This window comes from Streptomyces sp. C36 (genome assembly GCF_040932295.1).
Lineage (GTDB): Bacteria > Actinomycetota > Actinomycetes > Streptomycetales > Streptomycetaceae > Streptomyces > Streptomyces triculaminicus.
Genome location: NZ_JBFQGI010000003.1, coordinates 163,961 through 190,713, shown reverse-complemented (window position 1 = coordinate 190,713; position 26,753 = coordinate 163,961). Strand labels below are relative to the sequence as shown.

The window sequence follows — 26,753 nt, the reverse complement described above, 5'->3', positions numbered from 1 at the left end:
AACACCCCCCGTTAGGCCGAGTGACACGCCCCGTCCGGCCCAGCCGCCGACGGCCGTGGGAGCCGTCCGTCCGGGCCCGGCCCGCCCTTCGGCCTCTTCAGCATGTACGAACAACTCCGGCGCCCCCCGTTCCCCCTACGCTCGCCACACACGGACGAAGGGAGAGCGCGGATGACGGAGGACCGGGCCCCGCGCGTCGGACTGACGACGCTGGCCGACCTGGCGACACCGATGGCGATACGGGTGGCGGCCACCCTGCGGGTCGCCGACCACATGGCCGCTGGGCGGAGTAGCGCCGCGGAGATCGCCGAGGCCACCGGAGCGCACGCGGACGCACTGGACCGCCTGCTGCGGCACCTGGTCACCGTCGGCCTGTTCACCAGGGACGACGCGGGCGCGTACGCCGTGACGGAGTACGGACGGCAGCTGCGCGACGACCACCCGGCGGGCAAGCGCAGGTGGCTGGACCTCGGCGGGGCGGTGGGCAGGGGCGACCTCAGCTTCGTCGAGCTGGCCCATACCGTGCTGACCGGCGAGGCGGCCTACCCGGTGCGCTACGGCACGTCCTTCTGGGAGGACCTCGGCGCCGACCCCGCGCTCTCGGCGTCCTTCGACGCGCTGATGGGCCACCACATCGAGCTGGACGACGCCGGGATCGCGGACTCCTACGACTGGGCGGCCCTCGGGCACGTCGTCGACGTGGGCGGTGGCAGCGGCGCGCTCCTCGGCGCGCTGCTGACGGCACACCCGGGGTTGCACGGCACCGTCGTCGACCTGCCGGGTCCGGCGGCCGCCGCGCGCCGGATGTTCGACGAGCGCGGACTGGCCGGGCGCGCACGGGCCGTCGCGGGCAGCTTCTTCGACCCGCTGCCGCCCGGGGCGGGCGGCTATGTGCTGTCCGCCGTCCTCCACGACTGGGCCGACGAGCCGGCCGCCGCGATCCTGCGCCGGTGCGCGGAGGCGGCCGGGGAGAAGGGGGTCGTCCTGGTCGTCGAGGCGGTCGGCGGCGACGGCGAGTCACCGAGCACGGCGATGGACCTGCGCATGCTCGCCTACAACGGCGGCAGGGAGCGCGGACTCGCCGAGATGCGCGCGCTCGCCGCGCGGGCGGGCCTGGCGGTCCGCGCGGTGCGCCCGGCCGGCTACGTCTCGCTCATCGAGATGACCCCGGCCTGACCACCGGCCGGGGCGCCCGCCGGCCGGACGCGCTGCTGGACGCGATGCCGGTGCCGGACACGGTGCCGGTGCCGGACACGGTGCCGGTGCCGGTGCCGGACACGGTGCCGGTGCCGGACGCGATGCCGCACCGCCACGGTCCGGCCGGACGTCCCGCCGGACCGGACGCGCACCGCCGGTGGCGGGCGCGCACCGGTCCGGCGGTCGCCGCTCACCGCCCGGCCGTGGCCGGCACCCCCGGATCCTCGGGCGCCGCCTCGGCCACCACGCCGGGCGCCTCCTCCGGCGCCTCCTCCGACGGCGGGCGGAGACTGTCGTAGACGTGGGCGGCCAGGGCGGCCACGGTCGGCTTGGCCCACAGGATCGTCGGCGGCAGGTCGAGCGCGTACCGGCGCTGCAGGCGTACGCGCAGCGCGACGGTCATGACGGAGTCGACGCCGAGTTCGACGAGCGGGCGCTTGAGCTCGACCGCCGGCGCGTCGAGGTTGAGCTCGGCGGCCACCTGCTCGCGGACGTCGGCGGTGACGCGTTCGCGGGCCTCCTCCTCGGGCAGTTCCGCGATGTCGGCCGCGAGGAGGCCGCTCGTGCCGGCGGCCGCGGTCTCCTCCGAGACGGCCAGCTCCCGGAACATCGGCAGCCGCGGGGTGTGCGAGGGGGTCGGGACGACGCGCAGGACGGCCTGGTAGTCCGCCCGGAAGCGGTCGCCGAACGCCCACGCCCGCAGCGCCTCGGCCCCCGACACGGCCTCGAGTCCCCGCGAGTTGGCCTCGAACATGGTGGTGGCGATGTCCGCCGACAGGCCCAGTCCGCGCCATGCCGTCCAGCCGAGGCTGATCGTCTCGGTGTGGCCGCCGGCGTTGCGGTGCGCGGCCAGCGTATCGAGGAAGGAGTTCGCCGCCGCGTAGCCGGCCTGGCCGGAGAGCCGGGCGAACTGGCCGCACGAGGAGAACATGACGAAGAAGTCGAGCCGGCCGGGCGGGAAGAGGCGGTGCAGCACCAGCGCGCCGCCGGCCTTGGGGGCGAGCACCTCGCGCAGCCCGTCCAACTCGACCTTGTCGACCAGGGCGTTGTTGACCACGCCGGCGGCGTGCACGACCCCGCACACCGGCGGCAGCCCGAGCGTGCCCGGGTCCAGCGCGGCCGCCACCTGGCGGGCGTCGGTGATGTCGAGGGCGAGCACCCTCACCGTCACGCCCAGCGCCTCCAGCGCGAGGACGCCGTCGATCCGGCGCCGGGTCTCCGGGTCGGTGACGGACTCCCATTCCCCGCGATCGGGCAGCCCGCGCCGGCCGGCGAGCAGGATTCTGCGCGCGCCCCGGTCGACCAGCCACCGGGCGGTCTCCAGTCCGAGTGCCCCCAGCCCGCCGGTGATCAGTACGGTGCCCGACGGCGAGCAGCGCAGGGGGGTTCCGTCGGCGCTGCGCTCGATCCGGCTCAGCCGGGCGGCCAGGGGGCCGTCCGGGTCCAGCGCGATGACGTCCTCCTGGCCGGCGGCCCCGCGCAGCACGGTGAGCAGCCGCGCGCCGGTGCCGGCGTCGAGCGCCGGGAGCCCGGGGAGATCGACGGCGCCGCCCCACAGCTCGGGGTGGTCGCCGGCGATGATCCGGGAGACGCCCCACAGCGGGCCGTGGGCGACCGACCGCTCGTCGCGTGCCTCGCGGACGCCGGTGGTCAGGCACCACACGCGCTGCGGGGCGAGGCGTCCGGGGGTGTTCGCCTGGATCTCGGCGAGGCGCTGCACGACGCGGATCAGCGTCCAGGTGACGCGTTCGGTGGCCTGATCGAGCGGTTCGCCCTCGCGGGAGAGCGAGGGCGCGACGAGGAGCGCGCCGGGCCGGGCGAACAGTTCCGGCCGCAGGTCCGCTTCCGGCCCCTCGCCCATCCGTACGCACCGCACCCCGGCGGCCTCGAGCTGCTCCGCCAGCGGATCGGTCACGTCCGCCTCGCCGACGAGGAGCACCTGCTCCATGGCGGCGGCGCCCGGCCCCGCGCCCTCGCCGAGGTCCAGCGGCCGCCACACGACCTCGTGCACCAGGTCCCGGGGCAGTACCGCCGTGCCGAGGTGCTCGACGGCCGCGAAGCGCAGGCCGAGGACCTCGCAGACGATGTCACCGCTCTCGTCGGCGACGCGTACGTCGACCGTGTCGTGCGGCGAGCGGGGCGAGCGGGTGCTGTGCACGACGATGCGGGCGGGCGGCTCCCCGCGCCATGTCACCTTCTCGATCGAGCGCGACATCCACAGGACGGAGGCGTCGCCGGGTGCCACCACCATGGCGCTGATGGTCAGCGCGCCGTCGATGACGTGCGCCCAGCTGCTCGCCCGGCGGGCGGGGGCCGGCTCGATCGTGAGGACGGCGAGCTGCTCGTCCTCGTCGTGCCGCAGCTCCTCCAGGTCCCAGGGGAAGGCGTAGCCCTCGACGCCCATCCGCTCGAACATCTCGTCGGCCCTGGTCAGCGAACCCTCCGTCAGGCGCGCGCGGAGCCGCGCGGCGTCGAGGAGGCCGGAGGGCGCGGGGGCGCCCGGGTCGAGGGTGGCCGTGGTGTGGGTGATCCACTCGTCGCCGTCGTCCTCGGTGTCGTCGGCGATGCGGGTCGCCAGCGACAGCGACCGGCCCTCGCGTACGACCTGCACGACGCGGGGCGGTTCGACGGCGAGGGGCGTGCGCAGCACGATGTCGGTCAGCGCCGGCGGCCCGTCCTCCCGTGCGGCCTCGGCGAAGGTGTTGATGATGGCGGCGGCCGGGGTGACCTCCACGCCGACGAGCCCGTGGCTCTGCGGATAGGGGCGGCTGGAGAGGTCCAGCCGCGTCTGCCAGACCTGCCGGGACGGCGCGCCGCTGACCGTCATCCGGCCGCCGAGCAGCGTGTGGCTGTCCGGGTCGTGGCCGCTGCCCAGGCCGGCGCCGCCGGTGTCCTCGGGGAAGATCCAGTACGGGCGGTGCTGCCACACGGTCGCGGGCAGGGGCAGCGGTGCGCCGGCGCCGTGGTCCCGGGTCCAGTCGATCGCCGCGCCGTGGCAGTGCAGGCGGGCCAGGCCGTCCAGCAGTGTGGCCGTCTCGTCGGCGTTCCGCCGCAGGCTGCCGGTGACGGCCGCGTCCTCGACGCCGAGGTGCAGCAGCGTCTCGCCGACCGAGTGGGCCACGACGGGGTGCGAGGAGATCTCGAGGAAGAGCCGGTGGCCGTCCTCGGCGGCGGCCTGGACCGCCTGGGCGAAGCGGACGGGCCGGCGCAGGTTCGCCACCCAGTAGTCGCCGTCGCGGGCGGCCTTCGACCGGGGGTCGTCCAGTGCGGTGCCGTAGAGGGGCACCGTGGGCGGGCGGGGGGTGAGGCGGCGGGCGGCCGCGCCGACCTCGTCGGCCACCTCCTCGACGTGCGCGCTGTGGAACGCCACGTCCGAGTCGACGTCCCGGATCCAGATTCCCGCCTCCCGCCATTCCTCGGCGATCCGGGCGATCGCCGCCCGGTCGCCGGAGACGACCGTCGCACCGGGGTCCGCCGCTATCGCGGCCTCCACGCCGGGCCGTCCGGCGAGCCGCCGCCGGGCTTCCTCGAACGGCAGGCCCGCCATGGCCATGGCGCCCCGCCCTTCCAGGCGTTGCAGCGCGGCCGCCCGGCGGCAGGCGAACCGGGCGGCCTCCTGCCGGTCGAGCGCGCCGGCGGTCACGGCGGCGGCGATCTCGCCGACGGAGTGCCCGATGACCGCGCCCGGCTCGAGGCCGTGGCTGCGCCACACCTCGGCGAGGCCGAGCTGGACGGCGAAGGTGAGCGCCTGGACGTGGGCCGCCGTCCAGGGGCCGCCGGCCTCGAGCGCCTCGCGGGGCGTCCAGCCGAGCTCGTCGCGGAAGACGTCCGCCAGCGCGTCGATCCGCGCCGCGAACGCCGGTTCGCTCGCCAGCAGTCCGCGTCCCATGCCGGACCACTGGGCGCCGTGCCCGGAGAACACCCATACGACCTCGCCCTCGTGGCCGGGGGCGGTCCGCGCCGAGGCGACGCCGGGGCCGGTGCGGCCCGCGGCGAGGTCGCGCAGCCGCTCGGCCAGGCCCCCGGCGGAGTCCGCGACGAGAGCCGCCCGCTGCGCCAGGTGCGAGCGGCGCAGGGCGAGGGTGTGACCGACCGAGGCCGACGCGACGCCGGGGTGGGCGTCCAGCCAGTCGGCGACGGAGTCCGCCAGGGCGCGCAGCCCGGCCTCCGACGCGGCGGACAGGGGGAACACCGCGGGGGTACGGGCCCGCGCGCCGGTGTCCTCGGGTGTACGGCCGGCGGGGCCCTCCTCGCCGGTCGGGCCCTCCTCCAGGATGACGTGGGCGATCGTGCCGCCGACGCCGTAGCTGGAGACGCCGGCCCGCCGGGTCCGGCCGGCGGCCGCGGTCCAGGGCCGCGGCTCGCCGACGAGGCGCAGCCCGGAGGAGGCCCAGTCGACGTCGGGGTGGGGCTCGTCGTGCAGGCTGGGCGGCAGCTGTTCGTGCCGCAGCGCGAGCACGGTCTTGATGACGCCGGCGATCCCGGAACCGCCCTCGATGTGGCCGATGTTGGGCTTCACCGATCCGATCAGGCAGGGGCGGTGCGGCGGCCGACCGGCGCCGAAGACCCTGGCGAGCGCGGTGACCTCCTCGCCGTCGCCCGCCGGCGTGCCCGTGCCGTGCGCCTCGACGTAGTCGACGCCGGCGGGGTCGACGCCCGCCCGCTCGTAGGCCTGCCGCAGCATGTGCTCCTGCGCGTCGCCGTTCGGCGCCATCATGCCCTCGGAGCGCCCGTCCTGGAACAGGCCGCTGCCGCGGACGACCGCCTGGACGGGGTCGCCGTCGCGGCGGGCGTCGGAGAGGCGCTTGAGGACGACCACCCCGGCGCCCTCGCCCCGGCCGTAGCCGTCGGCGTTCTTGTCGAAGGCCTTGCTCCGGCCGTCGGGGGACATCGCCCCGGCGCCGTGGAGGGCGACGTTGAGCGCGGGAGTGGACATGATGTTGACGCCGCCGACGATCGCCAGGGGCGTCTCCCCGGTCAGCAGGGCGCCGGCCGCGATGTGCAGGGCGGTCAGCGCGCCGGCGCAGGCGGTGTCGACGGCCATGCTGGGGCCGCGCAGGTCGAGGAAGTAGGAGACGCGGTTGGCGATTCCGTAGAAGGTGGTGCCATTGACCGCGTACGCACCGGTGAGGGGGATGTCCTCGAGGAGTCGCCGGCCGTAGTCGTTGGAATTCGCGGCGACGTACACGCCCGCGTCGGTGCCGCGCAGGGAGAGCGGGGGAATGCCCGCGTCGGCCAGCGCCTCCCAGGAGAGTTCGAGCATGAACCGCTGTTGCGGGTCGAGGAAGTCGGCCTCCCGGGGGGAGATCCCGAAGAATTCCGCGTCGAAGCCTTCGATGTCGTCGAGGAAGGAGCCGCGCCGAATGGTCGTCCGCATCACGGCGGTGGCCTGCGGGCTGCTCGAGGCGTAGGGCTTCCAGCGTTTGTCCGGCATGTCGCCGACCGTGCTGCGGCCGCTCGCGAGGAACTCCCAGAACCTCTCCGGCGAGTCGAGGTCCGGGGCGAACCTGCAACTCATGCCGATGATGGCGATTGCTTCCTCGGGTGCTGCTTTCTCCGTCAAGTCCTCGCTCCTGTTCGGTTCACCGAGCGGACACGACGCAAAGGGGGCCGGTGATCGCCTTCTCCGGCAGCCGTTTCTGCGGCGGCGTCCGGCCCTTCGCCTGTACGTCAGGAAGGGCTCACGCGAGGGCGGGCCGCCCCACTGAGCGACAGGTTCTGCCCGGCGAGGACCGTCTGACAACTTCTGACGTGCGGCTTCAGGAGGGCGCCCCGATTCAGCAATCACCGAGACGACCGGGGCCGGACGGCGTCCCTAGGCTGCGGGGAGAAAGGCGCGCACGCACGCAGCAGACATGCCCGAAGGAGCAGACATGCCCGAGCAAGCGGTCACTTCCTCCCCTCCGGACGTCGTCCCGTGGCCGGCCGGCGCGGCGGCCCGCTATGCGGCCAAGGGCTACTGGGAGGGGCGTTCGCTGGGGTCCCGTCTCGCCGAGGCCGCGCGCCGGACCCCGGAGGCGGTCTGCCTCGTGGACGGCCCGGTCCGTCTGAGCCACCGCGAGCTGATGGCGCGCGCGGACGGGGCGGCGGCGCGGATGAGCGCGCTGGGGATCGGCGCCGGCGACCGGATCGTGGTGCAGCTGCCCAACCGCTGGGAGCACGTGGTCGTCACGGTGGCCTGCTTCCGGCTGGGCGCTGTGCCGGTGTGGGCGCTGCCGCAGCACCGCCACCACGAGCTGTCCGGTGTGGTGGCGCACGCGCGGGCGAAGGCGCTGGTGGTGCCCGGCACGCTCAAGGGGTTCGACCACCAGGCGATGGCCCACGAGATCGTCGCGGCGGTACCGGGCGCGGAGCACGTCTTCGTGGCGGGCGACGACGTCGCGCCGGGCGGCCTCGCGCTGCGGGAGCTGTGCGCGCCGGCGGAGGACCCCGAGGCGACGGCGGCCCTGCTCGACAAGGCCGCGCCGGACGCCGCCGGGGTCGCGACGTTCCTGCTCTCCGGGGGGACGACCGGGCTCCCCAAGCTCGTCGCCCGGACCCACGACGACTTCGCCTACATGATCACGCGCGCGGCCGAGCTCTGCCGGTTCGGCCCGGACACCGTCTACCTCGCCGTGCTGCCGCTCGGCCACGGCTTCACCAACGCCGGTCCCGGCGTGCTGGGCGCGCTGCTGGCCGGGGGCCGGGTGGTGATAGCGGACTCCCCGGCGCCGGAGGCGGCGTTCGCGGCGATCGAGCGGGAGCGCGTCACCGCGACGTCCGTCGTCCCGGCGGTCGTCATGCGCTGGCTGGAGCACCGCGAGGAGAACCACGACGCCGATCTCTCCTCGCTGCGGCTGCTGCAGGCCGGCGCGGCGCGGCTGACGCCGGAGGCGGCGCGGCGGGTCGCACCGGTGCTGGGCTGCACGCTGCAGCAGGTGTTCGGGATGGCGGAGGGCCTGTTGTGCCTGACGCGACTCGACGACCCGGACGAAGTCGTCCACCACACCCAGGGCCGGCCCATCTCCCCCGACGACGAGATCCGCGTCGTCGGCGCGGACGGCGAGCCGGTGGCGCCGGGCGAGCCCGGCGTGCTGCTCGCCCGGGGCCCGTACACCGCCCGGAGCTACTACGACTCCCCCGCGACCGACGCGCGTTCGTTCACCGAGGACGGCTGGTACCGCACGGGCGACATCGTGCGCGAGGGGCCCGGCGGCAATCTCGTCGTGACCGGCCGGGAGAAGGACGTCGTCAACCGGGGCGGCGAGAAGATCAACGCCGAGGAGGTGGAGGACTTCGCGCTACGGGCCGACGGCGTCGCGCACGCGGCCGCGGTGGCGATGCCGGACCCCGAACTCGGCGAGCGCGTCTGCCTGTTCGTCGTGCCCGACGGCACGCGGAAGGTGGCACTGGCGGACGTACGGGCGGTGATGCTGGCGGCCGGCGTGGCCGCGTTCAAGCTGCCCGAGCGGCTGCTGACGATCCCGTCCCTGCCCATGACGCCGATCGGCAAGATCGACAAGAAGGCGCTACGGGCCGAGGCCGTGCGGCGGGCCGGGGCAGGCCCCATGGACAGTCCGACGGGTGGTGAGCAACCGTAGAGATGTGACGGCCGGTTGCCGCGGCGCATCATCGGTCGAACTCACCGAAAGGGGCGACGACATGGGCGGCTCGGCGCACTGGAAGGACCTCTCGGCGCCGGTGGCCCCGTTGTCCTCGCACGCGGTGCTGATCTTCCTCGGATCCCTGCTGCTGCTCCTGGCCCTGGCCCGGTTGCTGGGCTCCCTCGCGCAGCGGGTGGGCCTGCCGGCCATCGCCGGCGAGCTGGCCACGGGTGTGCTGCTGGGCCCCAGCCTGCTCGGGCACCTGGCGCCGGGCCTGTCCGCCACCGTGTTACCCGGCCCGGCCGAGCAGATGCACCTCCTCGACGCCTTCGGCCAGGTCGCGGTGCTGCTGCTGGTCGGCGTCACCGGCACCCACCTGGACCTGCGGATGCTGCGCACGCGGGCCAGGACGGCGGTGCTGGTGAGCCTGTTCGGGCTGCTGATCCCGCTGGGCCTGGGGGTGGGCCTGGGTCTGCTGCTGCCCGCCTCGATGGCGGGACCGGACCGGGGGGTGTTCGCCCTGTTCCTGGGCGTGGCGATGTGCGTCACGGCCATCCCGGTGATCGCCAAGACGCTCTCCGACATGCGCCTGCTGCACCGCACCATCGGGCAGCTCACGCTGGGCGCCGGGATGATCGACGACGCGGTGGGCTGGCTGCTGCTGTCGGTGGTCTCGGCCGCGGCGACCACCGGCATCACCGGCCGGGGCGTGGGGCTGTCGGTGGCGCTCCTGGCCGGCTTCGCGCTGTTCGCCGCCACCGCCGGCCGGGTGCTGGTGCGCCGGGTGATGGAGCGCGCCGCTCGGAACCCCGAGCCGGGCACCGCCGTGGCCACCGCCGTGGTGCTGGTGCTCGCCGGCGGCACGCTCACCCATCTGCTGGGCATGGAACCGGTCCTGGGCGCCTTCGCGGTCGGCATCCTCATCACCGGGGCCCCGGCCGCCCAGCCCAAGCTCGCCCCGCTGCGCACGGTCGTCCTGTCGGTGCTCGCCCCGCTGTTCCTGGCCACGGCGGGGCTGCGGATGGACCTCACGGCGCTCGCCCACCCCACGACGGCGCTCGCGGCGTTCGTCCTGCTCGCGGTCGCGGTGCTGGGCAAGTTCGCGGGGGCCTACCTGGGCGCGCGGCTGAGCGGGCTGAGCCGCTGGGAGGGGCTGGCCCTGGGCGCGGGGATGAACTCCCGGGGGGTCGTCGAGGTGATCATCGCGATGGCCGGCCTGCGCCTGGGGGTGCTGGGCACCGCCGAGTACACGATGGTCGTCCTGGTCGCCGTCTTCACCTCGCTGATGGCCCCGCCGCTGCTCCGGCTGACGATGGGCCGCGTGGCCCGCACCGAGGAGGAGCACCTGCGCCTGCTCGACCACCAGTCGTGGCAGTCGGCCGACGGCGCGGACCGGCCCGCCGGCCACCGGTCCGGCGACTCCACCTGATTCCTCCCCTCCTTCTGCGCCCCGCCCCGGCCCCCGGCATGAGCAACCTGGAGTATGGATTCCGCGGATCCGCGCACGGATTATCGGCCCTGACCGACGTCAATCCGTGGAGGGCGCTCGCAATGCCACACATCGCAGTGGACCCCGAAAAGCCCGGCATCATCGGCCTGTTCGACTTCCGCCCGGAGACCGCGAAACCGCTCGGCGAACTGGTGGAGGTACTGCTGCGCGGCCCGAATTCCCTCAGCCGCGGGGAGCGGGAACTGATCGGCGCGGTGGTGTCGCGGAGCAATGACTGCTCCTTCTGCTCCCAGGCGCACGGCGCGTTCGCCGCGGCCCAGCTCGAGGGCGGCTCCGATCTGGTGGAGCGGACCCAGAAGGACCCGCACAACGCCCCGCTGTCGGACAAGATGCGGGCCCTGCTCCGGATCGCGCTGACCACCCGGGACAGCGGGAAGGCGGTGACGGCGGAGCAGATCGCGGCCGCAAGGTCCGTCGGCGCCACCGAGACCGAGATCCACGACACCGTGCTGATCGCGGCGGTGTTCTCCCTGTTCACCCGCTACGTCGACGGTCTGGGCACCGAGGCTCCGGACGCCCCGGAGTGGTACGCGGGGGCCGCCCAGCAGCTGGTCCAGGTGGGCTACCCCGGTCTCGCCGGGGCCCCCGGGGGCCGGTGAGAGGCACCGCAACGCCGAGAGGGAGGGGACGCGGCCGCCCGGCCGCGTCCCCGCCGGCCGACCGTCGCTCGTAAAGGAGATCCGTCCGTGGCACGCCCCATCCAGAAGATCGTGATCGTCGGCGGCGGAACAGCGGGCTGGCTGTCCGCCGCCTATCTGAACCGCGCGTTCGGCGGGAAAGTCGGGATAACGCTCGTCGAATCGGCCCGCATCGGCCGGATCGGGGTGGGCGAGGCCACGGTCCCCACCCTGCGGACGACATTCGCCTTTCTCGGCATGAAGGAAGAGGACTGGATGCCGCGGTGCAATGCGGCGTTCAAGTCGGCGGTCCGGTTCAACGACTGGCGGAAACCGCGTCCGGACGGCAGCCGGCACACCTATTTCCATCCCTTCTTCACCGTTCCCGAACCACCGGTGCCGAGTTACGAGCAGCCCTTTCACAAGCGCTTCGGCCGGGGCGTCTCCCTGGCCCATTTCTGGCTGAAGCAGCGGCTGGCGGGGGATCCGCGCGTCCGCGCCACGTTCGGCGACGCCGGCATGGCCCTGCAGCGGCTGTGCGAGCTCAACAAGGCCCCCAAGCCCCTGCCCGGCACCGACGCGCCCGACCCCGGCTACCGCTACGCCTACCACTTCGACGCGGCCCTCGTCGCCGAGTACCTGAGGGACCTCGCGACGGGCCGGGGAGTGCGCCACGTGGTGGCCGACGTGAAGGCCGTCGCGCTCGACCCCCGGGGGCACATCGAGAAGGTCGTGACGGACACCGGCGCCGAACTCCACGCCGACCTCTTCCTCGACTGCTCCGGATTCCGCGGGCTGCTGATCAACGAGGCCCTGCACGAGCCGTTCGTCAGCGAGCGGGACACGCTGCTGTGCGACTCGGCGATCGCCCTGCCGGCCGACCACCACCGCGACGGGCTACGGCCCTACACGACGGCCAACGCCCGGGGCGACGGCTGGATCTGGGAGATCCCGCTCTACCACCGCGAGGGCACCGGCTACGTCTATTCGAGCCGCACCACGACCCCGGAGAAGGCCGAGCGGGAGCTGCGCGACTTCCTGGGCCCCCGGGCCCACGACGTGCCCGCCAACCACATCCGGATGCGGGTGGGTCACAACCGCCGTTCCTGGGTGAACAACTGCGTCGCGGTGGGCCTGTCCAGCTGCTTCGTCGAGCCGCTCGAGTCGACGACCATCGCGTTGATCGAGTACCAGCTGGCGCTGCTCGTCCTGCACTTCCCGGACAGCGACCTGGACGAGCGCCGGGTCACCCGTTACAACGAGCTGATGACGAGCGCGTTCGAGGACCTGCGCGACTTCATCGTCATGCACTACTGCCTCACCGACCGCGACGACACCGAGTTCTGGCGGGCGGTCCGCGAGGCGCCGGTTCCCGACAGCCTGGCGCGGAAACTCACCGAGTACGCGCAGAGCGTGATCATCCCCGACGGCAGCCAGCTGCGGCTGTTCGAGACGCGCAGCCTGTGGGCGATCCTGTCCGGCATGGAGTTCGACTTCACCAAGGCCCCGCCGTCGGTGGAGCTGATGAACGACGACGCCGCGTGGGAGATGTTCGAGCACATCGACAAGGAGCGCGACATCTACGCGGCCGCCCTGCCCGACCACCTCGAATACCTCAAGGCCGTGCACGGCGCCCACGGCACGCGCGCGTGAGCGGCACCCGGGCGGGACGCGAAGGCCATCGAGAGGACGGGACATCCATGCACTGGTACGAGAACGACGGCCTGTGGTCGGGATTCGCCGAGTTCATGTTCTCCCCGCGGCGGGCGGCCGAGGCGGCGGAGAACGTGGCCTTCTCGCCGCTGCTGGCGTTCCCGGCCGGCTCCCGGGTGCTGGACCTGTGCTGCGGGCCCGGCCTGTACCTGGTGCCGCTCGCCCGGCAGGGGTACCAAGTGACTGGCGTCGACCTCAGCGCCGCCATGCTGGAGCGGGCCAAGGAGGCCTGCGCCGCCGCCGGGACGTCCGCCGGGCTCGTCGAGGCCGACATGGCCGAGTTCGCGCGGCCCGCCGCCTTCGACGTGGTGATCAACATGTACACGTCGTTCGGGTACTTCGCCGACCCGGAGAAGAACCTCCAGGTCCTGCGCAACGCGCACGCGAGCCTCGCCCCGGGCGGACGGCTGCTCGTCGACGTCCTCGGCAAGGAGGTGCTGGCCCGGCGCGTGGGGCGACCCCAGGTCGTCGACCTGCCCGGGGCGACCGTCCTGCTGCGCGACACCGTCCTCGACGACTTCACCCGGCTGCGGACCGACTGGACGCTCATCCGCGACGGCCGGTCCCACTCCGCGTCGCTGACCTCGTACGTCTACAGCGCGGCCGAGCTGCGGGCGATGTTCGAGCGGGTCGGCTTCACCGGCGTCGAGTGCTTCGGCGACTTCGACGGCCGCGGCTACGACCCCCGCGCCAGGCGGCTGATCGTCCGCGGCGTCCGGGAGTGAGCGCTCAAGCCCGCCCCGCCCCCGGCCGCTGCCCGGCGCCCTAGGGGGTGTCCGGTGGGGAGCGGCGCAGCAGGGCGAGCGCCGGCACCAGACCGAGCGCGGCGCAGGCGGCGCACGCGAGGAAGGCGGCCCGCAGGCCTGCCGTCAGCCCGTCCGGGCCGCCCGGCGCGGCGGTGAAGGTGGTGGCCGTCGAGGTGATCACCGCGACGCCCAGCGCCCCGCCGATCTGCAGCGAGGCGACGTTGAGCCCGGAGGCCACGCCGCTGGCGTGCTCGGGGACGCGCGCCAGCGCGGCCACCGACGCCGCGGCCGTGCCGGCGCCCAGGCCGGGGCCGAACACGACCAGCCCCCACAGGATGTCGGGCACGTAGCTCCCGTCCGCCGGCACCCGGGACAGCAGCAGGGAGCCCGCGCCCAGCAGGAGCAGGCAGGCCACGACCACCGGCCGTACGCCCGCCCGGGTCACCACGCTCTGGCCGGCGTAGGCGCCCACGAAGGCCAGGGTCGGCATGACGGACTGCAGCAGGCCGAACTCGAGCGGCCCGTAGCCGAGCACGACCTGCCCGTACTGGGAGCTCGCCACCGACAGCCCGAAGGCCGCCATGCCCATCGTCAGCGTGACGAGGTCGCCGCCGGCCAGAGCGCGGCGGCGCAGCATGGCCGGTGGCAGCAGCGGTGAGGCCGACCGCCGTTCGACGGCCGCGAACACCGCGGCGAGCAGGGCGGCGACGGCGAACAGGCCGAGGGTCCGCGGGCTCGTCCAGCCGGTGGCGGACGCCCGGATGACGGCGAGGACGACCGCGAAGAGCGCGGCGGTGCCGGTCACGGCTCCGGCGACGTCGTACGAGCCCTGCCGCTCGGCGGCACGGCTCTCCGTCAGCAGGGCGGGGGCGAGCGCGAGCACGAGCAGGCTGACGGGCACGTTGATGAAGAACACAGGTCCAGCCGAGCGCCTGGGTGAGCAGGCCGCCCACGAGCAGGCCGGCCGTGGCGCCGATGCCGCCGATGCCCGCCCAGCCGGCGAGCGCGGTGTTGCGGCTCCTGCCCTCGGGGAAGGTGTTCACCAGGATCGACAGGGCGGTGGGCACCATCAGGGCGGCCGCCACCCCGCCCAGCGCCCGGGCGCCGATGAGCACCGCGCCGTTCGGGGCCAGGCCGCAGGCCGTCGAGCTGACGAGGAACAGCGCCGTGCCGGTCATGAAGACCCGGCGGCGCCCGAGGCGGTCGGCGGTCCGGCCGCCCAGCAGGAGCAGGCCGCCGAAGGTCAGCAGCTTGGCGCTGAGCACCCATTGCGCGTCGCCGGCGGACATGCCGAGGTCGGCGGTCAGCCGGGGCAGCGCCAGGATGACGCTCTGCGAGTCGAGGAGGACCGCGAAGTTGGCGAAGCACAGAAGGACCAGCGCGCCCCACCGGAAGCGCGCGGCGGGCGGGCCGGCGGACCCGGGTTCGTCGGTGCTCCCGGTTCCGCCGGCCCCTGTCGTGCCGGTCGGCCGGGGTCGGGTCACCTGAAGGCCGCCGGGGTGTTCGCGGGGACCCCGGAGCGGGACCGTGCGCCTGGTCCGAACAGCACCCGCCCGATCACGGACGGCTTCATCAGCCCCTGCGGCGAGTCGATCAGCGAGATCGTCCGGATGAACTTCCGTGCCACCACGGGGTCGTTGGCGGCGGCGGCCTGGACGCGGGGCATGAAGACGTTGGCCATCCGGGTCGCCATCGTCCGTCGGCCGCGCACCTGGGGGTAGCCGAGGTCGGCGGCGGCCGACATGCTCCAGGGCGCGTCGGTGACGCGGGCGAGGTCGCGGAAGTAGGCGTCCGCGCGGGGCCCGCCGGGCGTCCGGAGGTGCCGGGCCAGCACGGTCGCCCCGAGGGCGGCCACCGTCATCCCCTGGGCGTAGACGGGGTTGAAGACGCAGGCCGCGTCCCCGATGACCAGGTATCCCGCCGGGAAGCGCCGCAGGCGCTCGTAGCGGCGCCGGACGCTGGCGGGGAAGCGGAAACTGCCCGCGGGGGCGCGCTGTTCGGCGTCGCGGACGGCCGCGTGGACCTGGGGTATGGGCAGCGTCGCGGCGTAGGCGAGGAAGCCCTCGCGGTCGGTGGGCGCGCGGTCGCCGTTGATGCCGGTGAGTGTGAGGGCGTACCGGTCGGCCAGCCGCGCGAAGATCGCCCCGCGCGGGAACGCGGGGGTCGCGGTCGGGACCAGCGCGATGTCCTCGCCGAGCGGGTCGTCGGGCAGCGGGCCGACGAAGTCCATGGTCGTGTACGTCAGGTCCATGTGGACCTTCTCCTCGGGCGGCGGGGCGTAGCCGAGCTCCTCCAGCCAGCGCGGCGTGCGCGACGCCCGTCCCGTGGCGTCGACGACCAGGTCGGCCTCGAGGGTCTCGGCCGCGCCCGCGGCGTCGCCGTCGCCGTGCGGGCGGACGGTGACCCCGGTGATGCGGCCGTTGCCGGCCGAGGCGCGCAGGCCGGTGATGTCGGTGCCCTCGCGCAGGACGACGCCGGGCAGGGCCGCGACGCGGGTGCGGAGGAAGTGTTCGAGCACGGGGCGGTTGGCCGCCACGCACGCCATCCCGGTCTCGGTCTCCGCGAGCATCCGGCCGTTGAAGTAGTAGTGGCAGGTGGTTCCGTAGTCGCCCACCGGCACGTCGAGGGCGAGCATGTCGTCGACGAAGCCGGGGAACAGCTCCTCGATGATCTGCCGGCCGCGCTCGAGCAGGGCGTGGATGTGGACGGCCCAGGACACCGAGCGGCGCACGTCCGCGCCCGCGCCCGTGAGGTCGTCGCGGTCGATGACGGTGACCCGGTCGTAGGCGTCGGAGAGCACGCGGGCGGCGAGCAGGCCGCCGATGCTGCCACCGAGCACGACGGCGTGGTCACCGATCTTGGCTGCCATGAGGTACGCCTCCCCGTGATCCGAATGAGCAAGCGGTGGGGGAAACGCTAGTGCGACGGGCGTGAACTCCTCTTCTCCCACGTTGCGGCGTACGGACCGGACCGCGGCCGATTTCTCCGGGACTGCTCGATCCGTCCCGGACCGTAGGCGGCCGGCGGCCGGCCTTGTAGCGTCCGGGCTCGACCCCTCACGGCGGAAGCAGAAATGAGGACCAGGTGATACGCCCGTTCCGCGTCGCGACCCCGCAGGCAGCCCTGGACGATCTCCGCGCGCGGCTGGCGTCGACGCGCTGGCCCGCCCCTGTGCCCGACACCGGCTGGAGCCGCGGGGTGCCGCGGCCCTACCTCCAGGAGCTCGCCGACTACTGGCGCGAGGAGTTCGACTGGCGTGCCACGGAGGCGCGGGTCAACGCGTTCCCGCAGTTCGTCGCCACCGTCGACGGCGCCGACATCCACTTCCTGCACGTCCGCTCCCCCGAGCCCGGCGCGATGCCGCTGCTGCTCACCCATGGCTGGCCCGGTTCGTTCCTCGAGTTCCTGGACGTCCTCGGCCCGCTGAGCGACCCCCGCTCCCACGGCGGCGATCCCGCGGACGCGTTCCACGTGGTCGTCCCCTCGCTGCCCGGCTTCGGCTTCTCCGGCCCCCTGACGCGACACGGCTGGTCCGTCGAGCGGGTGGCGGGCGTGTGGGCCGCGCTGATGGCCTCGCTCGGCTACGACCGCTACGTCCCGCAGGGCGGCGACCTCGGCGCCTTCGTCTCCCTGCTCCTCGGCGCGACCGACAGCGAGCACGTCGTGGGCACGCATGTGAACTTCCTGCTGACGCCCCCGGAGGAGCCGGACCCGAAGGCGGCCGAGGGCCTGGGCTACATGGCCGTCCAGACCACCCGGCCGCAGACCCTCGGCTACGGCCTGACCGACTCGCCCGTCGGCCAACTCGCCTGGATCACCGAGAAGTTCCTGGAGTGGACCGGCGCGGACAAGGCGCCCGAGGAGGCCGTGGACCGCGACGCGCTGCTCGCCGGCGTCACGCTGTACTGGCTGACCGGGACCGCCGGCTCGTCGGCCCACTTCTACTACGACAACGCCGCGTTCCTGCCCACGTCGGCCGCCCCTCCCCGACCGCTGCCACCGGTCCCCGGGCCGCTGGGGGTGGCGGTGTACCCGCACGACATCGCGCGGCCCGAACGGCGCCTCGCCGAGGCCGCGTTCCCGGACGTCGCGCACTGGAACGAGCTCGCGCGGGGAGGGCACTTCGCCGCCCTGGAGGAGCCCGGGCTGTTCACCGACGACCTGCGGGCGTTCCTGCGCACGCTCCGGGCCCGGTAGCCGGCGACAGGCGAGCGGCCGGGGCTCCCAAGTCGGCAATCTGGAGGAAGTCACGGGCCGGTCCGGGATCTAGCGTGGTGAGCGGTCGTCACAGGCCCGTACGACCGCGACCGCGAGGAGAATCCCGATGGAGAACCCAGAGACTGCGGCCAACCTCGACAACGTCGGCTTCGGGTTACGCGGCATCGAGCTGGAGAGGGTGCCGTCGGCCGACGGCACCCCGATCGCGTTCGAGCGGTCCGGCAGCGGGCCGTCCGTGGTCATCCTCGGTGGCGGCCTCAACGAGAAGGCCATGTTCGCCCGGCTCGCCGAGGCGCTCTCCGAGCGGTTCACCGTCTTCAACTACGACCGTCGCGGCCGGGGCGGGAGCGGGGACGCGCAGCCGGAGCGGTGGTCGGTCGAGCGGGAGGTCGAGGACCTGGCGGCGGTGCTCGAGGCGGCGGGCGGATCGGCCTCGGTCTTCGCCAACTGCACCGGCGGGATGATAGCGGTCCGGGGCGCGGCCGCCGGGCTGCCCATGGCGAACCTGGCGATGTACGAACCCCCGTACGGCGGCCCCCGCGTCCCCGAGGGCTACCACGACGAGCTGCGCCGGCTGATCGCGGCCGACCGCAGGGGGGACGCGGTGGCCCTCTTCCTCAAGGTCGACATCGGCTTCGGTGCGGAGTCGATCGAGCGGTTCCGGGAGCACCCGGTCTGGCCGTCCTTCGAGGCGGTCGCACCCACCGTCATCTACGACTCGGTCATCAGCGACGACAGCACCGAGGTCCCCCTCGACCTCCTGCCGAAGATCGCCGTTCCCACCCTCGTCATCGGCGGCGACGACAGCCCCGAGTGGATGCTCGCGCCGTGCCGGGCCCTGGCCGCGGGAATTCCCCACGGCCGGTTCGTGAGCATGCCGAGCGAGGGCCACCTGTTCAACCAGAAGCTGGGCGCACCCCTGCTGGCGGAGTTCTTCACCTCCGTCTGACCCCTGGTTCCGTCTGACCCCTCGTTCCGTCTGACCCTTGGTTCCGTCTGACCCCTGGAGGAGACACCCGATGGAGAATCGTTGCCCCGTCGTCCTGGACACCACGGGCCGGGACATCCACGCGGAAGGCGCCCGCATCCGCGAGCGGGGACCGGTCGCCCGGGTCGAGCTGCCCGGCGGCGTCGAGGGCTGGTCGGTGACCGGCTACGAGATGGCCAAGCAGGTGCTGTCGGACCCCCGCTTCGTCAAGGACCCGCAGAAGTGGCCGGCGTTCGCGGCGGGCGAGATCCCCTCGAACTGGCCGCTGATCGGCTGGCTCCTGATGGACAACATGACCACCAACGACGGCGACGACCACATGCGGCTGCGCAAGCTGATCCAGCGCGGCTTCACCACCCGGCAGGTCGAGGCGACCCGGCCGCTCATCGAGAACATCGTCCGCGACCTGCTCGACCGCCTGGCCGACACCCCGCCCGGCGAGGTCGTCGACCTCAAGGGCCGCTTCGCCACCCCGCTGCCCGCCCGGGTCATCTGCGACATGTTCGGCGTACCGGAGTCGGCCCGGGCCGCCGCCCTGCGCGGCGCCGGGGTGAACGTCAGCACCTCCATCACCGGCGACGAGGCCGAGGCCAACGTCGAGCAGTGGCACCGCGAGCTGTACGAGCTCGCCGAGCTCAAGCGGCGCACGCCCGGCGAGGACCTGACCAGCCTGCTGCTCGCGGCCCGGGAGGCCGACGGCACCCATCTCAGCGACGAGGAGATGGTGGGCACCCTCCACCTCATGCTCGGCGCCGGCTCCGAGACGCTGATGAACGCCCTCAGCCACGCCGTGCTCGCCCTGCTCACCCAGCCCGACCAGCGCGAGCTGCTGGTGCGGGGGAAGGTCTCCTGGGACGACGTGATCGAGGAGACGCTACGGGTGCAGGCGCCCGTCGCCCAGCTCCCGCTGCGCTTCGCGACCGAGGACGTCACGCTGGGGGACGTCGTCGTCCGCAGGGGCGACCCGGTGCTCATGGGCTTCGCGGCGGTGGGCCGCGACCCGGAGGTGCACGGAGCGAGCGCCGGGGAGTTCGACGCCACGCGCGCGGACAAGACGCACCTCTCGTTCGGTCACGGGGTGCACTTCTGCCTCGGCGCGCCGCTGGCCCGCCTGGAGCTGAAGATCGCCCTGCCCGCCCTGTTCGAGCGCTTCCCCGACCTGTCCCTGGCGGTGGCGCCCGAGGAGCTGGAGCCGCAGGGCACCTTCATCATGAACGGTCACAAGGAGCTGCCGGTGCGTCTGGGCGAGCCGGCCCCGGCTGGCGCGTGAGGCCGGGCGACAGCTCCTCGATCCTGGCCTCGAGGTAGCGCCGCTCCAAAAGGCTCGTCGTGCGCCGGGCCGCCGTCTCGAAGGCGGCCCGCGCGCCGGCGGCGTCGCCGGCCATCGTCAGCAGGTGGGCCCGGACGGCGTGCAGCCGGTGGTGGCGCGCCATCCGGGCGTCGGCCCCCAGGGTCTCCAGCAGCTCGAGCGCGGCGTGCGGCCCGCGCACCATGGCCAGCGCCACGGCCCGGTTGAGCTGGACGACGGGGCTGGGCCAGACCGTCTCGAGCAGGTGGTAGAGCGCCAGGATCTGCTTCCAGTCGGTGTCCTCGGAGGACTTCGCCTCGTCGTGCAGCGCCGCGATCGCGGCCTGCAGCTGGTACGGGCCGACCGGGCCGCGGGCGAACGTCCGGTCCAGGAGCGCGGTGCCCTCGTCGATCAGGTCCTGCCGCCACCGGCCGCGGTCCTGCTCGGCGAGCGGCACCAGGATGCCGCCGGGGCCGGTACGGGCGGGGCGGCGGGCCTCGGTCAGCAGCATCAGGGCCAGCAGCCCCGCCACCTCGGCGTCGCCCGGCAGCCGGCCGTGCAGCTCGCGGGTGAGCCGGATGGCCTCGCGGGTCAGGTCGCCCGGGCCGGGGTCGGCGCCGAACGAGGCGGTGTAGCCCTCGTTGAAGATCAGGTACAGCACGTGCATGACGACCGGGAGGCGTTCGCGTTCCTCCTCCGGCGGCAGCGGGAAGTCGATGCCGGCCTCCCTGATCCGCTGTTTGGCCCGGCTGATGCGCTGGGCCATCGTGGCGTCGGGCACGAAGAACGCCCGGGCCACCTGCGAGGTGGTGAGCCCGCCGACGGCGCGCAGGGTGAGCGCCATCCGGGACGCGGGCGACAGCACCGGGTGGCAGCACAGCGACAGCAGGGTCAGCGTGTCGTCGCCCCGGGCCGCGGCCTCCTCGCCGGGGCCGGGCGCGCGCAGCTCGTCTGCGGGCGTCAGCGCGAAGACCGTGCTCTCCCGGTTCTGGCGGGCCGAGTCGCTGCGCCAGGCGTCGGTGAGCCGCCGGGTGGCCACGGTGACCAGCCAGCCCTTGGGGTTGTCCGGGATCCCCTTCTCGGGCCACTGCACGAAGGCGGCGAGCAGCGCCTCCTGGACGGCGTCCTCGCAGGCGTCGAACTCCCGGTGCCGCCGCACGAGCAGGCCGAGGACCTGCTGCGCCAGCTCGCGCAGCAGGTCCTCGATCGCGAGGGAGGCCGTCACATCTCCGAGCCGGACTGGTCCATGATCGGGCGGACTTCGGCGACGCCGTCACGGGTGTCGGGGAACCGGGAGGCGATCTCGACCGCGCGGTCCATGCTGTCGCAGTCGACGACGAAGTAGCCCGCCATCTGCTCCTTGGAGTCGGCGAAGGGCCCGTCCGTGACCGCCAGCGCCCCGTCGCGCATCCGCACGGTCCGGCCCAGGACCGGGTCGGCCAGCGGCTGCGCGTCGACCAGTTCGCCGGACTTGGAGATCTCCTCCATCAGCATCCCGAACTCGGCCATGCGCGCGTCCCGCTCCTCGGCCGACAGCTCCTTGTCCTGATGGAGGAACATCGGGTGCTTCCAGCTGGTGGGGTTGTTGTGCAGCAGGATCAGGTACTTCACGTCACTCTCCCTCGGATCGCGGGTGCCGGTGGCGGCGCCTCACCAAGGGGTCGGAGCGGCGGGGCGGATTTCGACATCGGCGCACGGCCGCCGGGAGCGTGACGCCGATCACGCGGCCACCCTCGCACATATGGCACACAGCGAGAAGCGGGCGGAAGGCCGGGGCACGTAGTTTCGAGACACCGATCGTGCGCCGGCGTCTTCCCCTGGGAGCAACCATGTCTGAGGCACCACTGGCGATCGTCACCGGGGCGTCCTCCGGTATCGGCGCGGAGTTCACCCGCGTCCTGCTCGCGCGCGGCCACCGGGTCCTGGCCGTGGCCCGGCGGGCCGACCGCCTCGCGGCCCTCGAGGCCGGTTCCGACGGACGCGTGGTCGCCGAGGTCCGCGACCTGACCGCGGACGGCGCGACCGAGGCGGTGGCCGCCCGCGCCGAGGAGCTCGGCGGCGCCGGGCTGCTCGTCTGCAACGCCGGCCGGGGCATCCGCGGGAGGTTCACCGAGACGGATCCCTCCGACACGCTCGCCATGCTGCGGCTGAACGTGATGGCGAGCGTGGACCTGACCTCCCGGGTCGTGCCGCGGATGGTCGCGCGCGGCTCCGGCGGCGTCATCGTCGTGGCGTCGACGCTCGGCTTCGTCACCACGCCCTACCTGGCGGCGTACGGGGCCAGCAAGGCGTTCCTGCTGTCGTTCGCCGAGGCGCTGTCGTGCGAGCTGCGGGGCACCGGCGTACGGGCCATGGCGCTGTGCCCGGGGCCGACCGTCACGGAGTTCGGGGACGTGGCGGGGCTCGGCGACCGGGTGGAGAAGACCCCGGGGCACACCACGGCCGAGGAGGTGGTGGCCGGGGCGCTGCGGGCGTGGGACGCCGGGCGGACGGTGACCGTCCCGGGCACCGTCACACGGCTGATGACGGCGGCGCTCGACCACGCGCCGCGGCCCGTGGCCCGCAGGGTGATGGAGCGCGTCTTCCGCTGAGACGCGGTGCCGGCATGTCCTTCACGCGTCCTCGGCAGTGACCTGAGCGGCTGCAGAAACGTTGAGCTGCGTGACGAACGGGAGTTGGACGGGCCCAACGGCCCCCTCCCCCGCCGTCGCCACGACCGCTCACGGAAGGACCACCGGCCATGACGATGACGCGGACCCTCGGCGTCCCGGGAGCGCACCTGCGCTACGAGGTGCGCGGGGCGGGACCGGTGCTGCTGCTCCTGGGGTCGCCCATGGGCATCGCCGCCTTCGCGCCGCTGGCCGACGCGCTCGTGGGCGACTACACCGTCGTCACCCACGACCCGCGCGGCATCGCGGGCAGCGCCCTCGACGACCCCGAGCAGGACTCCACCCCCGAGCTGCGGGCGGACGACGTCGCCGCCCTCCTGAACGTGGTGGGGGCCGGCACCGCCGACGTGTTCGGCAGCAGCGGCGGCGCTGTCACCGGGCTCGCGCTGGTGGAGCGGCACCCCGAGCGGGTGCGGACCCTCGTCGCGCACGAGCCTCCGCTGCTGGAGCTGCTGCCCGACGCCGCCGACCGACGTGCCATGGTCGACGACATCGTGGAGACGTTCCACCGGGAAGGCGCGGAGGCGGCCTGGTGGAAGTTCATGGCCGGATCCGGGCTCGCCGGCGATGGGGACGGCGACGCCCCGGCGGCCGCGCCGGACGAGCCCTCGCCCATGGACCTCGTCGACGGCGCCCGCTTCTTCGCCCACGAGCTGCGGCACACCACCCGCTACGTGCCCGGGACGCGCGCCCTGGCCTCCGGTCCGGCGCGGGTCGTCGTCGGCATCGGCGCCGACTCCGGCGCCCTGGAGACGTACCGGACGTCCATGGCGCTGTGCGAGCTGCTCGGCTCGCTGCCGGTCGAGTTCCCCGGCGAGCACGTCGGCTTCCTCGAGCGGCCCGAGGAGTTCGCCGACGTACTGAGGAAGGTGCTGAACAGCCCGGTGGCGTAGCACCGCGCGAGCAGGGCCCCGCCGTCACGGGACGGCGGGGCCCTGCGTGCGACCGGTCAGCTGAAGCGCTGCTCGAGGTGCACGGTGATCTCGTCGCCCTGGTCCTTGGCCAGGACCTTCCGCAGGGCCGCCTTGAGCGGGAGCATGTGGACTCCGTTGCCGACCGGCAGCATGGTGGCCTGGAAGGCGTGCCCGTCGACCGTGCCGGCGACCTTGACGGCCCTGCCCGTGCCGAAGAACTCGCTGGATCCGGGCATGAGCACACAGGTCCAGCCGCTGTTGTTGTCCTGGGTGATGGGCGCAGTGAACTTCGTGTCGATGGTCTGGGCGGTCTTCGGTGCCTCGGGCATGGTGCGTTCTCCTTGTTCCGTCGTTCTCTGTGGCGGGGTCATGGCGCGGGCGTCGCCGCCGCCGACACGGCGGCCAGCAGCGCGGTCGCTATCCGCTCGGTCTCGTCCCGGGTGACGATCAGCGGCGGGGCGACGAGGACGTTCGGCCCGGTGCGCCGGACGAGGACGCCGCCGTCCTTCATGTGCGCACGCACGCGTGCGGCGCGCCGCGAGCCGTCCAGTTCGAGGGAGACCAGCAGCCCGCGGCCGCGGACGTCGCGGACGTACGGCAGCGGTCGCGTCTCCTCCAGGGCGGCCAGCAGCTGGGCGCCGCGGGCCTCGGCGTTGGCGACCAGGCCCTCGGACTCGACGACGTCGAGCACCGCCAGCCCGGCCGCGCAGGCGGCGGCGTGGCCGGAGTGGGTGTGGCCGTGGACGAAGCCGGCCTTCGTCTTGTTCGCGTCGAAGACGTCGAAGACGTGCTCCGTCGTGGTGACCGCGGCCAGCGACATGTACCCGGCCGTCAGCCCCTTGCTGGTGGCCAGGAGGTCGGGGCGGACCCCGGAGTGCTGGTGGCCGAACATCCGGCCCGTTCTGCCGAATCCGGTCGTCACCTCGTCGAGGACCAGCAGGACGCCGTGCCGGTCGCAGAGCTCCCGTACGTCGCGCAGGCAGGCGTCGGGCAGGAGGTGGCCGCCCCGTGACTGCACCGGCTCGACGAGCACCGCGGCGGTGCGGTCGCCGTGCCGGGCGAGGAAGTCCCGCAGGGCGCCGGCCCCGTCGGCGGCCCGGGCGGGCCGGGGCAGGGTGACGAAGCCGGCGGGCGTCACCTCCTTCGCCACGGGCGACGAGCCCGCCGAGCACGCGGCGGCGGCCATGGTCGCGCCGTGGTAGGCGTTCTCGAACGAGACGACGAGGTGGCGCCGGGGCGCTCCGAGGACCGCGTGGTAGAAGCGCGCGATGCGGATGCACGTCTCCATCGCCTCGGACCCGCTGTTGCAGAAGAAGGTGCGGGTCAGCGGCGGCCCCGTCAGCTCCGCGACGCGCCGCGCCAGCCGGATGGCCGGCACGTTGGCGCCCTCGCCCATGTCGTAGGTCATCAGGCGGGACAGCTGGGCGTTCACCGCGTCGATGACGGGACGGCAGCCGTAGCCGAGCGTGGCGTTCAGGCCCGAGGACTTGGCGTCGAGGTAGCGGCGGCCGTCCGCGTCCCACACCTCGCACCCCCGCCCGGACACCGCGACGACGGTGTCCGGGCTGACGCGGCTCGGCGACCAGGGGTGCCACAGGTGGTCGGCGTCGACGGCGAGCAGGCCGGCCCGGCTCTCGACGGCCGGGTCCGTGGGGAGCGCGTTCATCCCTCGTACCCCTTCCGGCTCGGTTGGGCAGGCCGCCGAGCGGTCGCGGACCTCCCGGCGGCCCTCATCAGCGGGCGTCCGCGAGGCGCTCGGCCGTCGGGTCCCGCAGTGTGGTGTCGACCTTCTCCAGCAGCGCCGCGAGGAGGATCCCGCCGAAGACGATCAGCGCCCCGCCGATGCGGATGGCCAGGGCGTAGCCCTCCGTCGTCGCGATGTCGGGGCGGGTGCCGCCGCCGATGGCGTCGCCGGCGTGCCGGATCGCGAGGGCCACCAGGATGGCCACGCCGAGCGCCCCGCCGATCTGCTGCATGGTGCTCTGCACGCCCGAGGCCAGGCTGGAGTCCTGGACGGTGACCCCGTGCAGCGCGGCGTTGGTCGCGGCGGGCATGCTGGCGCCGGCGAACAGGCCGAACACCACCATGCCCGGCAGGATCCCGCCGAGGTAGGAGCTGTTCACGTCGATCGTGCTGGTGATGAAGAGGCCCACGCCGGCGCCGACGTATCCGACGGCCGCCACCGGGCGGATGCCCACGCGGGGGATCAGCGCGGTGCCCACGGCGATGCCGGCGCCGATGGCGACGCTCAGCGGCAGCCAGGCCAGCCCGCTGACCAGCGGGGAGTAGTCCAGCACCTGCTGTTCGAAGAGGGTCAGCATAAAGCTGTAGGAGATGAACGCGGCCATGAAGAACAGCGTGGCGGCGTTGACGACCGACCTGGTGCGGTTGGCGAAGAAGCCCAGCGGGATGAGGGGGTTGCGGGCGCGGCGTTCGATGAGGAGCATCGCCACGAGCAGCGCGGCGCCGGCGACGAGCGGGACCACGACCGTGGTGGAGCCCCAGGAGTGGTCGGCCGCGTGCAGCAGGCCGTAGACGACGCCGGTCAGGCCCAGGGTGAGCGTGATGCCGCCGACGACGTCGAGCGCCTGGCCCTTCTCCCGCACCATCCGGCTCTCCGACACCAGCCGGGGAACCATCACGAGGACGAGGAGGGCGACGGGGAGGTTGATGAAGAAGATCCAGCGCCAGGACGCCAGGTCGGTCAGCAGGCCGGAGATGACGGAGCCGACGGTGCTGCCCAGTCCGATGATGCCGCCCCAGACGCCGAGCGCCTTCGTGCGCTCCTTCGCGTCGGTGAAGAGCAGGGCGATCAGGCCGAGGGAGGCGGGGGCGGCGAGCGCCTCGGCGGTGCCCTGGCCGACCCGGCCCACGATCATCATCCAGGGGTCGACGGCGGCCCCGGAGACCGCCGAGGAGACCGCGAAGACGACGACGCCGGTCACCAGCAGCCGCCGCCGGCCGAAGACGTCGGCCAGCCGGCCGCCGAGCATCAACAGCCCGCCGGCCGCCAGGACATAGCCGTTGACGACCCAGGCCAGGCCGGCCGGGGAGAAGCCGAGCCCGTTCTGGATCTGCGGTAACGCCACGTTCACCGCGGTCATGTCCAGCAGGATCATGAACTGCAGACCGGATAAGAGGGCCAGCACCAGCCATCGGCGGGGGTCCGCCGCCGTGCGGGGGACCTCGGCGTCATCCGCCGCCGCACTCGAATTGACCGTGGTCACGCGATTTCTCCCTTGATCAGCGTTGTGCGCCTGCGAGATGACGCTCGGCCGGCCGCGCGATGAGGACGGGAGTTCACACTGTC

General features: G+C 73.9%; 19 protein-coding genes and 1 pseudogene. 11 read left to right on the top strand and 9 right to left on the bottom strand.

The features are described 5' to 3' along the window. Window positions 1-171: 171 nt before the first annotated feature. Window positions 172-1,176, top strand: coding sequence for a methyltransferase (locus AB4K12_RS10650; RefSeq protein ID WP_368433964.1), 1,005 nt, complete (start codon window positions 172-174; stop codon window positions 1,174-1,176). Window positions 1,177-1,387: 211 nt separating this feature from the next. Here AB4K12_RS10650 and AB4K12_RS10645 read toward each other — a convergent pair whose 3' ends face one another. Then, complete coding sequence (locus tag AB4K12_RS10645; RefSeq protein WP_368433963.1) at window positions 1,388-6,760, bottom strand: beta-ketoacyl synthase N-terminal-like domain-containing protein; 5,373 nt, start codon at window positions 6,758-6,760, stop codon at window positions 1,388-1,390. Between the two features lie 310 nt (window positions 6,761-7,070). On the opposite strand from AB4K12_RS10645, the gene AB4K12_RS10640 reads away from it, so the two are divergent. From AB4K12_RS10640 to AB4K12_RS10620, 5 genes are all read left to right on the top strand, one after another. Continuing rightward, window positions 7,071-8,777, top strand: coding sequence for a (2,3-dihydroxybenzoyl)adenylate synthase (locus AB4K12_RS10640; RefSeq protein WP_368433962.1), 1,707 nt, complete (start codon window positions 7,071-7,073; stop codon window positions 8,775-8,777). 61 nt (window positions 8,778-8,838) lie between these two features. Further along, window positions 8,839-10,209, top strand: a complete 1,371-nt coding sequence (locus tag AB4K12_RS10635; protein WP_368433961.1) for a cation:proton antiporter — start codon at window positions 8,839-8,841, stop codon at window positions 10,207-10,209. A gap of 122 nt (window positions 10,210-10,331) precedes the next feature. Next, window positions 10,332-10,889, top strand: a complete 558-nt coding sequence (locus AB4K12_RS10630) for a carboxymuconolactone decarboxylase family protein (RefSeq protein ID WP_368433960.1) — start codon at window positions 10,332-10,334, stop codon at window positions 10,887-10,889. Between the two features lie 87 nt (window positions 10,890-10,976). After that, complete coding sequence (locus AB4K12_RS10625) at window positions 10,977-12,560, top strand: tryptophan halogenase family protein (RefSeq protein WP_368433959.1); 1,584 nt, start codon at window positions 10,977-10,979, stop codon at window positions 12,558-12,560. 47 nt (window positions 12,561-12,607) lie between these two features. Then, complete coding sequence (locus tag AB4K12_RS10620; protein ID WP_368433958.1) at window positions 12,608-13,345, top strand: class I SAM-dependent methyltransferase; 738 nt, start codon at window positions 12,608-12,610, stop codon at window positions 13,343-13,345. Between the two features lie 40 nt (window positions 13,346-13,385). On the opposite strand, the gene AB4K12_RS10615 is transcribed toward AB4K12_RS10620, so the two are convergent. From AB4K12_RS10615 to AB4K12_RS10605, 3 genes and pseudogenes are all read right to left on the bottom strand, one after another. After that, window positions 13,386-14,282, bottom strand: coding sequence for an MFS transporter (locus AB4K12_RS10615; protein ID WP_368433957.1), 897 nt, complete (start codon window positions 14,280-14,282; stop codon window positions 13,386-13,388). Window positions 14,283-14,337: 55 nt separating this feature from the next. Then, window positions 14,338-14,850: pseudogene (locus AB4K12_RS10610) on the bottom strand (MFS transporter); the annotation flags it as partial. Further along, complete coding sequence (locus AB4K12_RS10605; RefSeq protein WP_368433956.1) at window positions 14,847-16,235, bottom strand: FAD-dependent oxidoreductase; 1,389 nt, start codon at window positions 16,233-16,235, stop codon at window positions 14,847-14,849. The pseudogene AB4K12_RS10610 and the gene AB4K12_RS10605, both read right to left, overlap by 4 nt. Before the next feature lie 218 nt (window positions 16,236-16,453). On the opposite strand from AB4K12_RS10605, the gene AB4K12_RS10600 reads away from it, so the two are divergent. The 3 genes from AB4K12_RS10600 to AB4K12_RS10590 all read left to right on the top strand — a co-directional run bounded on the left by AB4K12_RS10600 (window position 16,454) and on the right by AB4K12_RS10590 (window position 19,842). Continuing rightward, window positions 16,454-17,563 carry an epoxide hydrolase family protein gene (locus tag AB4K12_RS10600; protein ID WP_368434434.1) on the top strand — a complete coding sequence of 370 codons (1,110 nt, stop codon included), beginning with the start codon at window positions 16,454-16,456 and terminating at the stop codon, window positions 17,561-17,563. Between the two features lie 127 nt (window positions 17,564-17,690). Further along, window positions 17,691-18,533, top strand: a complete 843-nt coding sequence (locus AB4K12_RS10595) for an alpha/beta fold hydrolase (protein WP_368433955.1) — start codon at window positions 17,691-17,693, stop codon at window positions 18,531-18,533. A 70-nt stretch (window positions 18,534-18,603) separates the two neighbouring features. Continuing rightward, window positions 18,604-19,842 (top strand): cytochrome P450, encoded by a 1,239-nt coding sequence (locus AB4K12_RS10590; protein WP_362249533.1) that lies wholly within the window; start codon window positions 18,604-18,606, stop codon window positions 19,840-19,842. On the opposite strand, the gene AB4K12_RS10585 is transcribed toward AB4K12_RS10590, so the two are convergent. Both AB4K12_RS10585 and AB4K12_RS10580 read right to left on the bottom strand, forming a co-directional pair. Continuing rightward, a complete protein-coding gene (locus tag AB4K12_RS10585; protein ID WP_368433954.1) occupies window positions 19,781-21,085 on the bottom strand; it encodes an RNA polymerase sigma factor in 1,305 nt (434 codons plus the stop codon). The genes AB4K12_RS10590 and AB4K12_RS10585 overlap by 62 nt on opposite strands. Then, window positions 21,082-21,471 carry a YciI family protein gene (locus AB4K12_RS10580; RefSeq protein WP_086566828.1) on the bottom strand — a complete coding sequence of 130 codons (390 nt, stop codon included), beginning with the start codon at window positions 21,469-21,471 and terminating at the stop codon, window positions 21,082-21,084. The genes AB4K12_RS10585 and AB4K12_RS10580 overlap by 4 nt, the downstream gene beginning before the upstream one ends. Window positions 21,472-21,689: 218 nt before the next feature. Between AB4K12_RS10580 and AB4K12_RS10575 the strand changes: the two genes are divergently transcribed. Together AB4K12_RS10575 and AB4K12_RS10570 are read left to right on the top strand one after the other, a co-directional pair. Further along, window positions 21,690-22,451 (top strand): SDR family NAD(P)-dependent oxidoreductase, encoded by a 762-nt coding sequence (locus AB4K12_RS10575; protein ID WP_368433953.1) that lies wholly within the window; start codon window positions 21,690-21,692, stop codon window positions 22,449-22,451. A gap of 149 nt (window positions 22,452-22,600) precedes the next feature. Then, window positions 22,601-23,422, top strand: coding sequence for an alpha/beta fold hydrolase (locus AB4K12_RS10570; protein WP_368433952.1), 822 nt, complete (start codon window positions 22,601-22,603; stop codon window positions 23,420-23,422). Window positions 23,423-23,478: 56 nt separating this feature from the next. On the opposite strand, the gene AB4K12_RS10565 is transcribed toward AB4K12_RS10570, so the two are convergent. From AB4K12_RS10565 to AB4K12_RS10555, 3 genes are all read right to left on the bottom strand, one after another. After that, a complete protein-coding gene (locus AB4K12_RS10565; RefSeq protein ID WP_086566832.1) occupies window positions 23,479-23,772 on the bottom strand; it encodes a DUF1905 domain-containing protein in 294 nt (97 codons plus the stop codon). A gap of 38 nt (window positions 23,773-23,810) precedes the next feature. Beyond that, window positions 23,811-25,109, bottom strand: coding sequence for an aspartate aminotransferase family protein (locus tag AB4K12_RS10560; protein ID WP_368433951.1), 1,299 nt, complete (start codon window positions 25,107-25,109; stop codon window positions 23,811-23,813). A gap of 67 nt (window positions 25,110-25,176) precedes the next feature. Then, window positions 25,177-26,670: an MFS transporter gene (locus AB4K12_RS10555; protein ID WP_368433950.1), complete on the bottom strand. Its 1,494-nt coding sequence runs from the start codon at window positions 26,668-26,670 to the stop codon at window positions 25,177-25,179. Window positions 26,671-26,753: the final 83 nt, after the last annotated feature.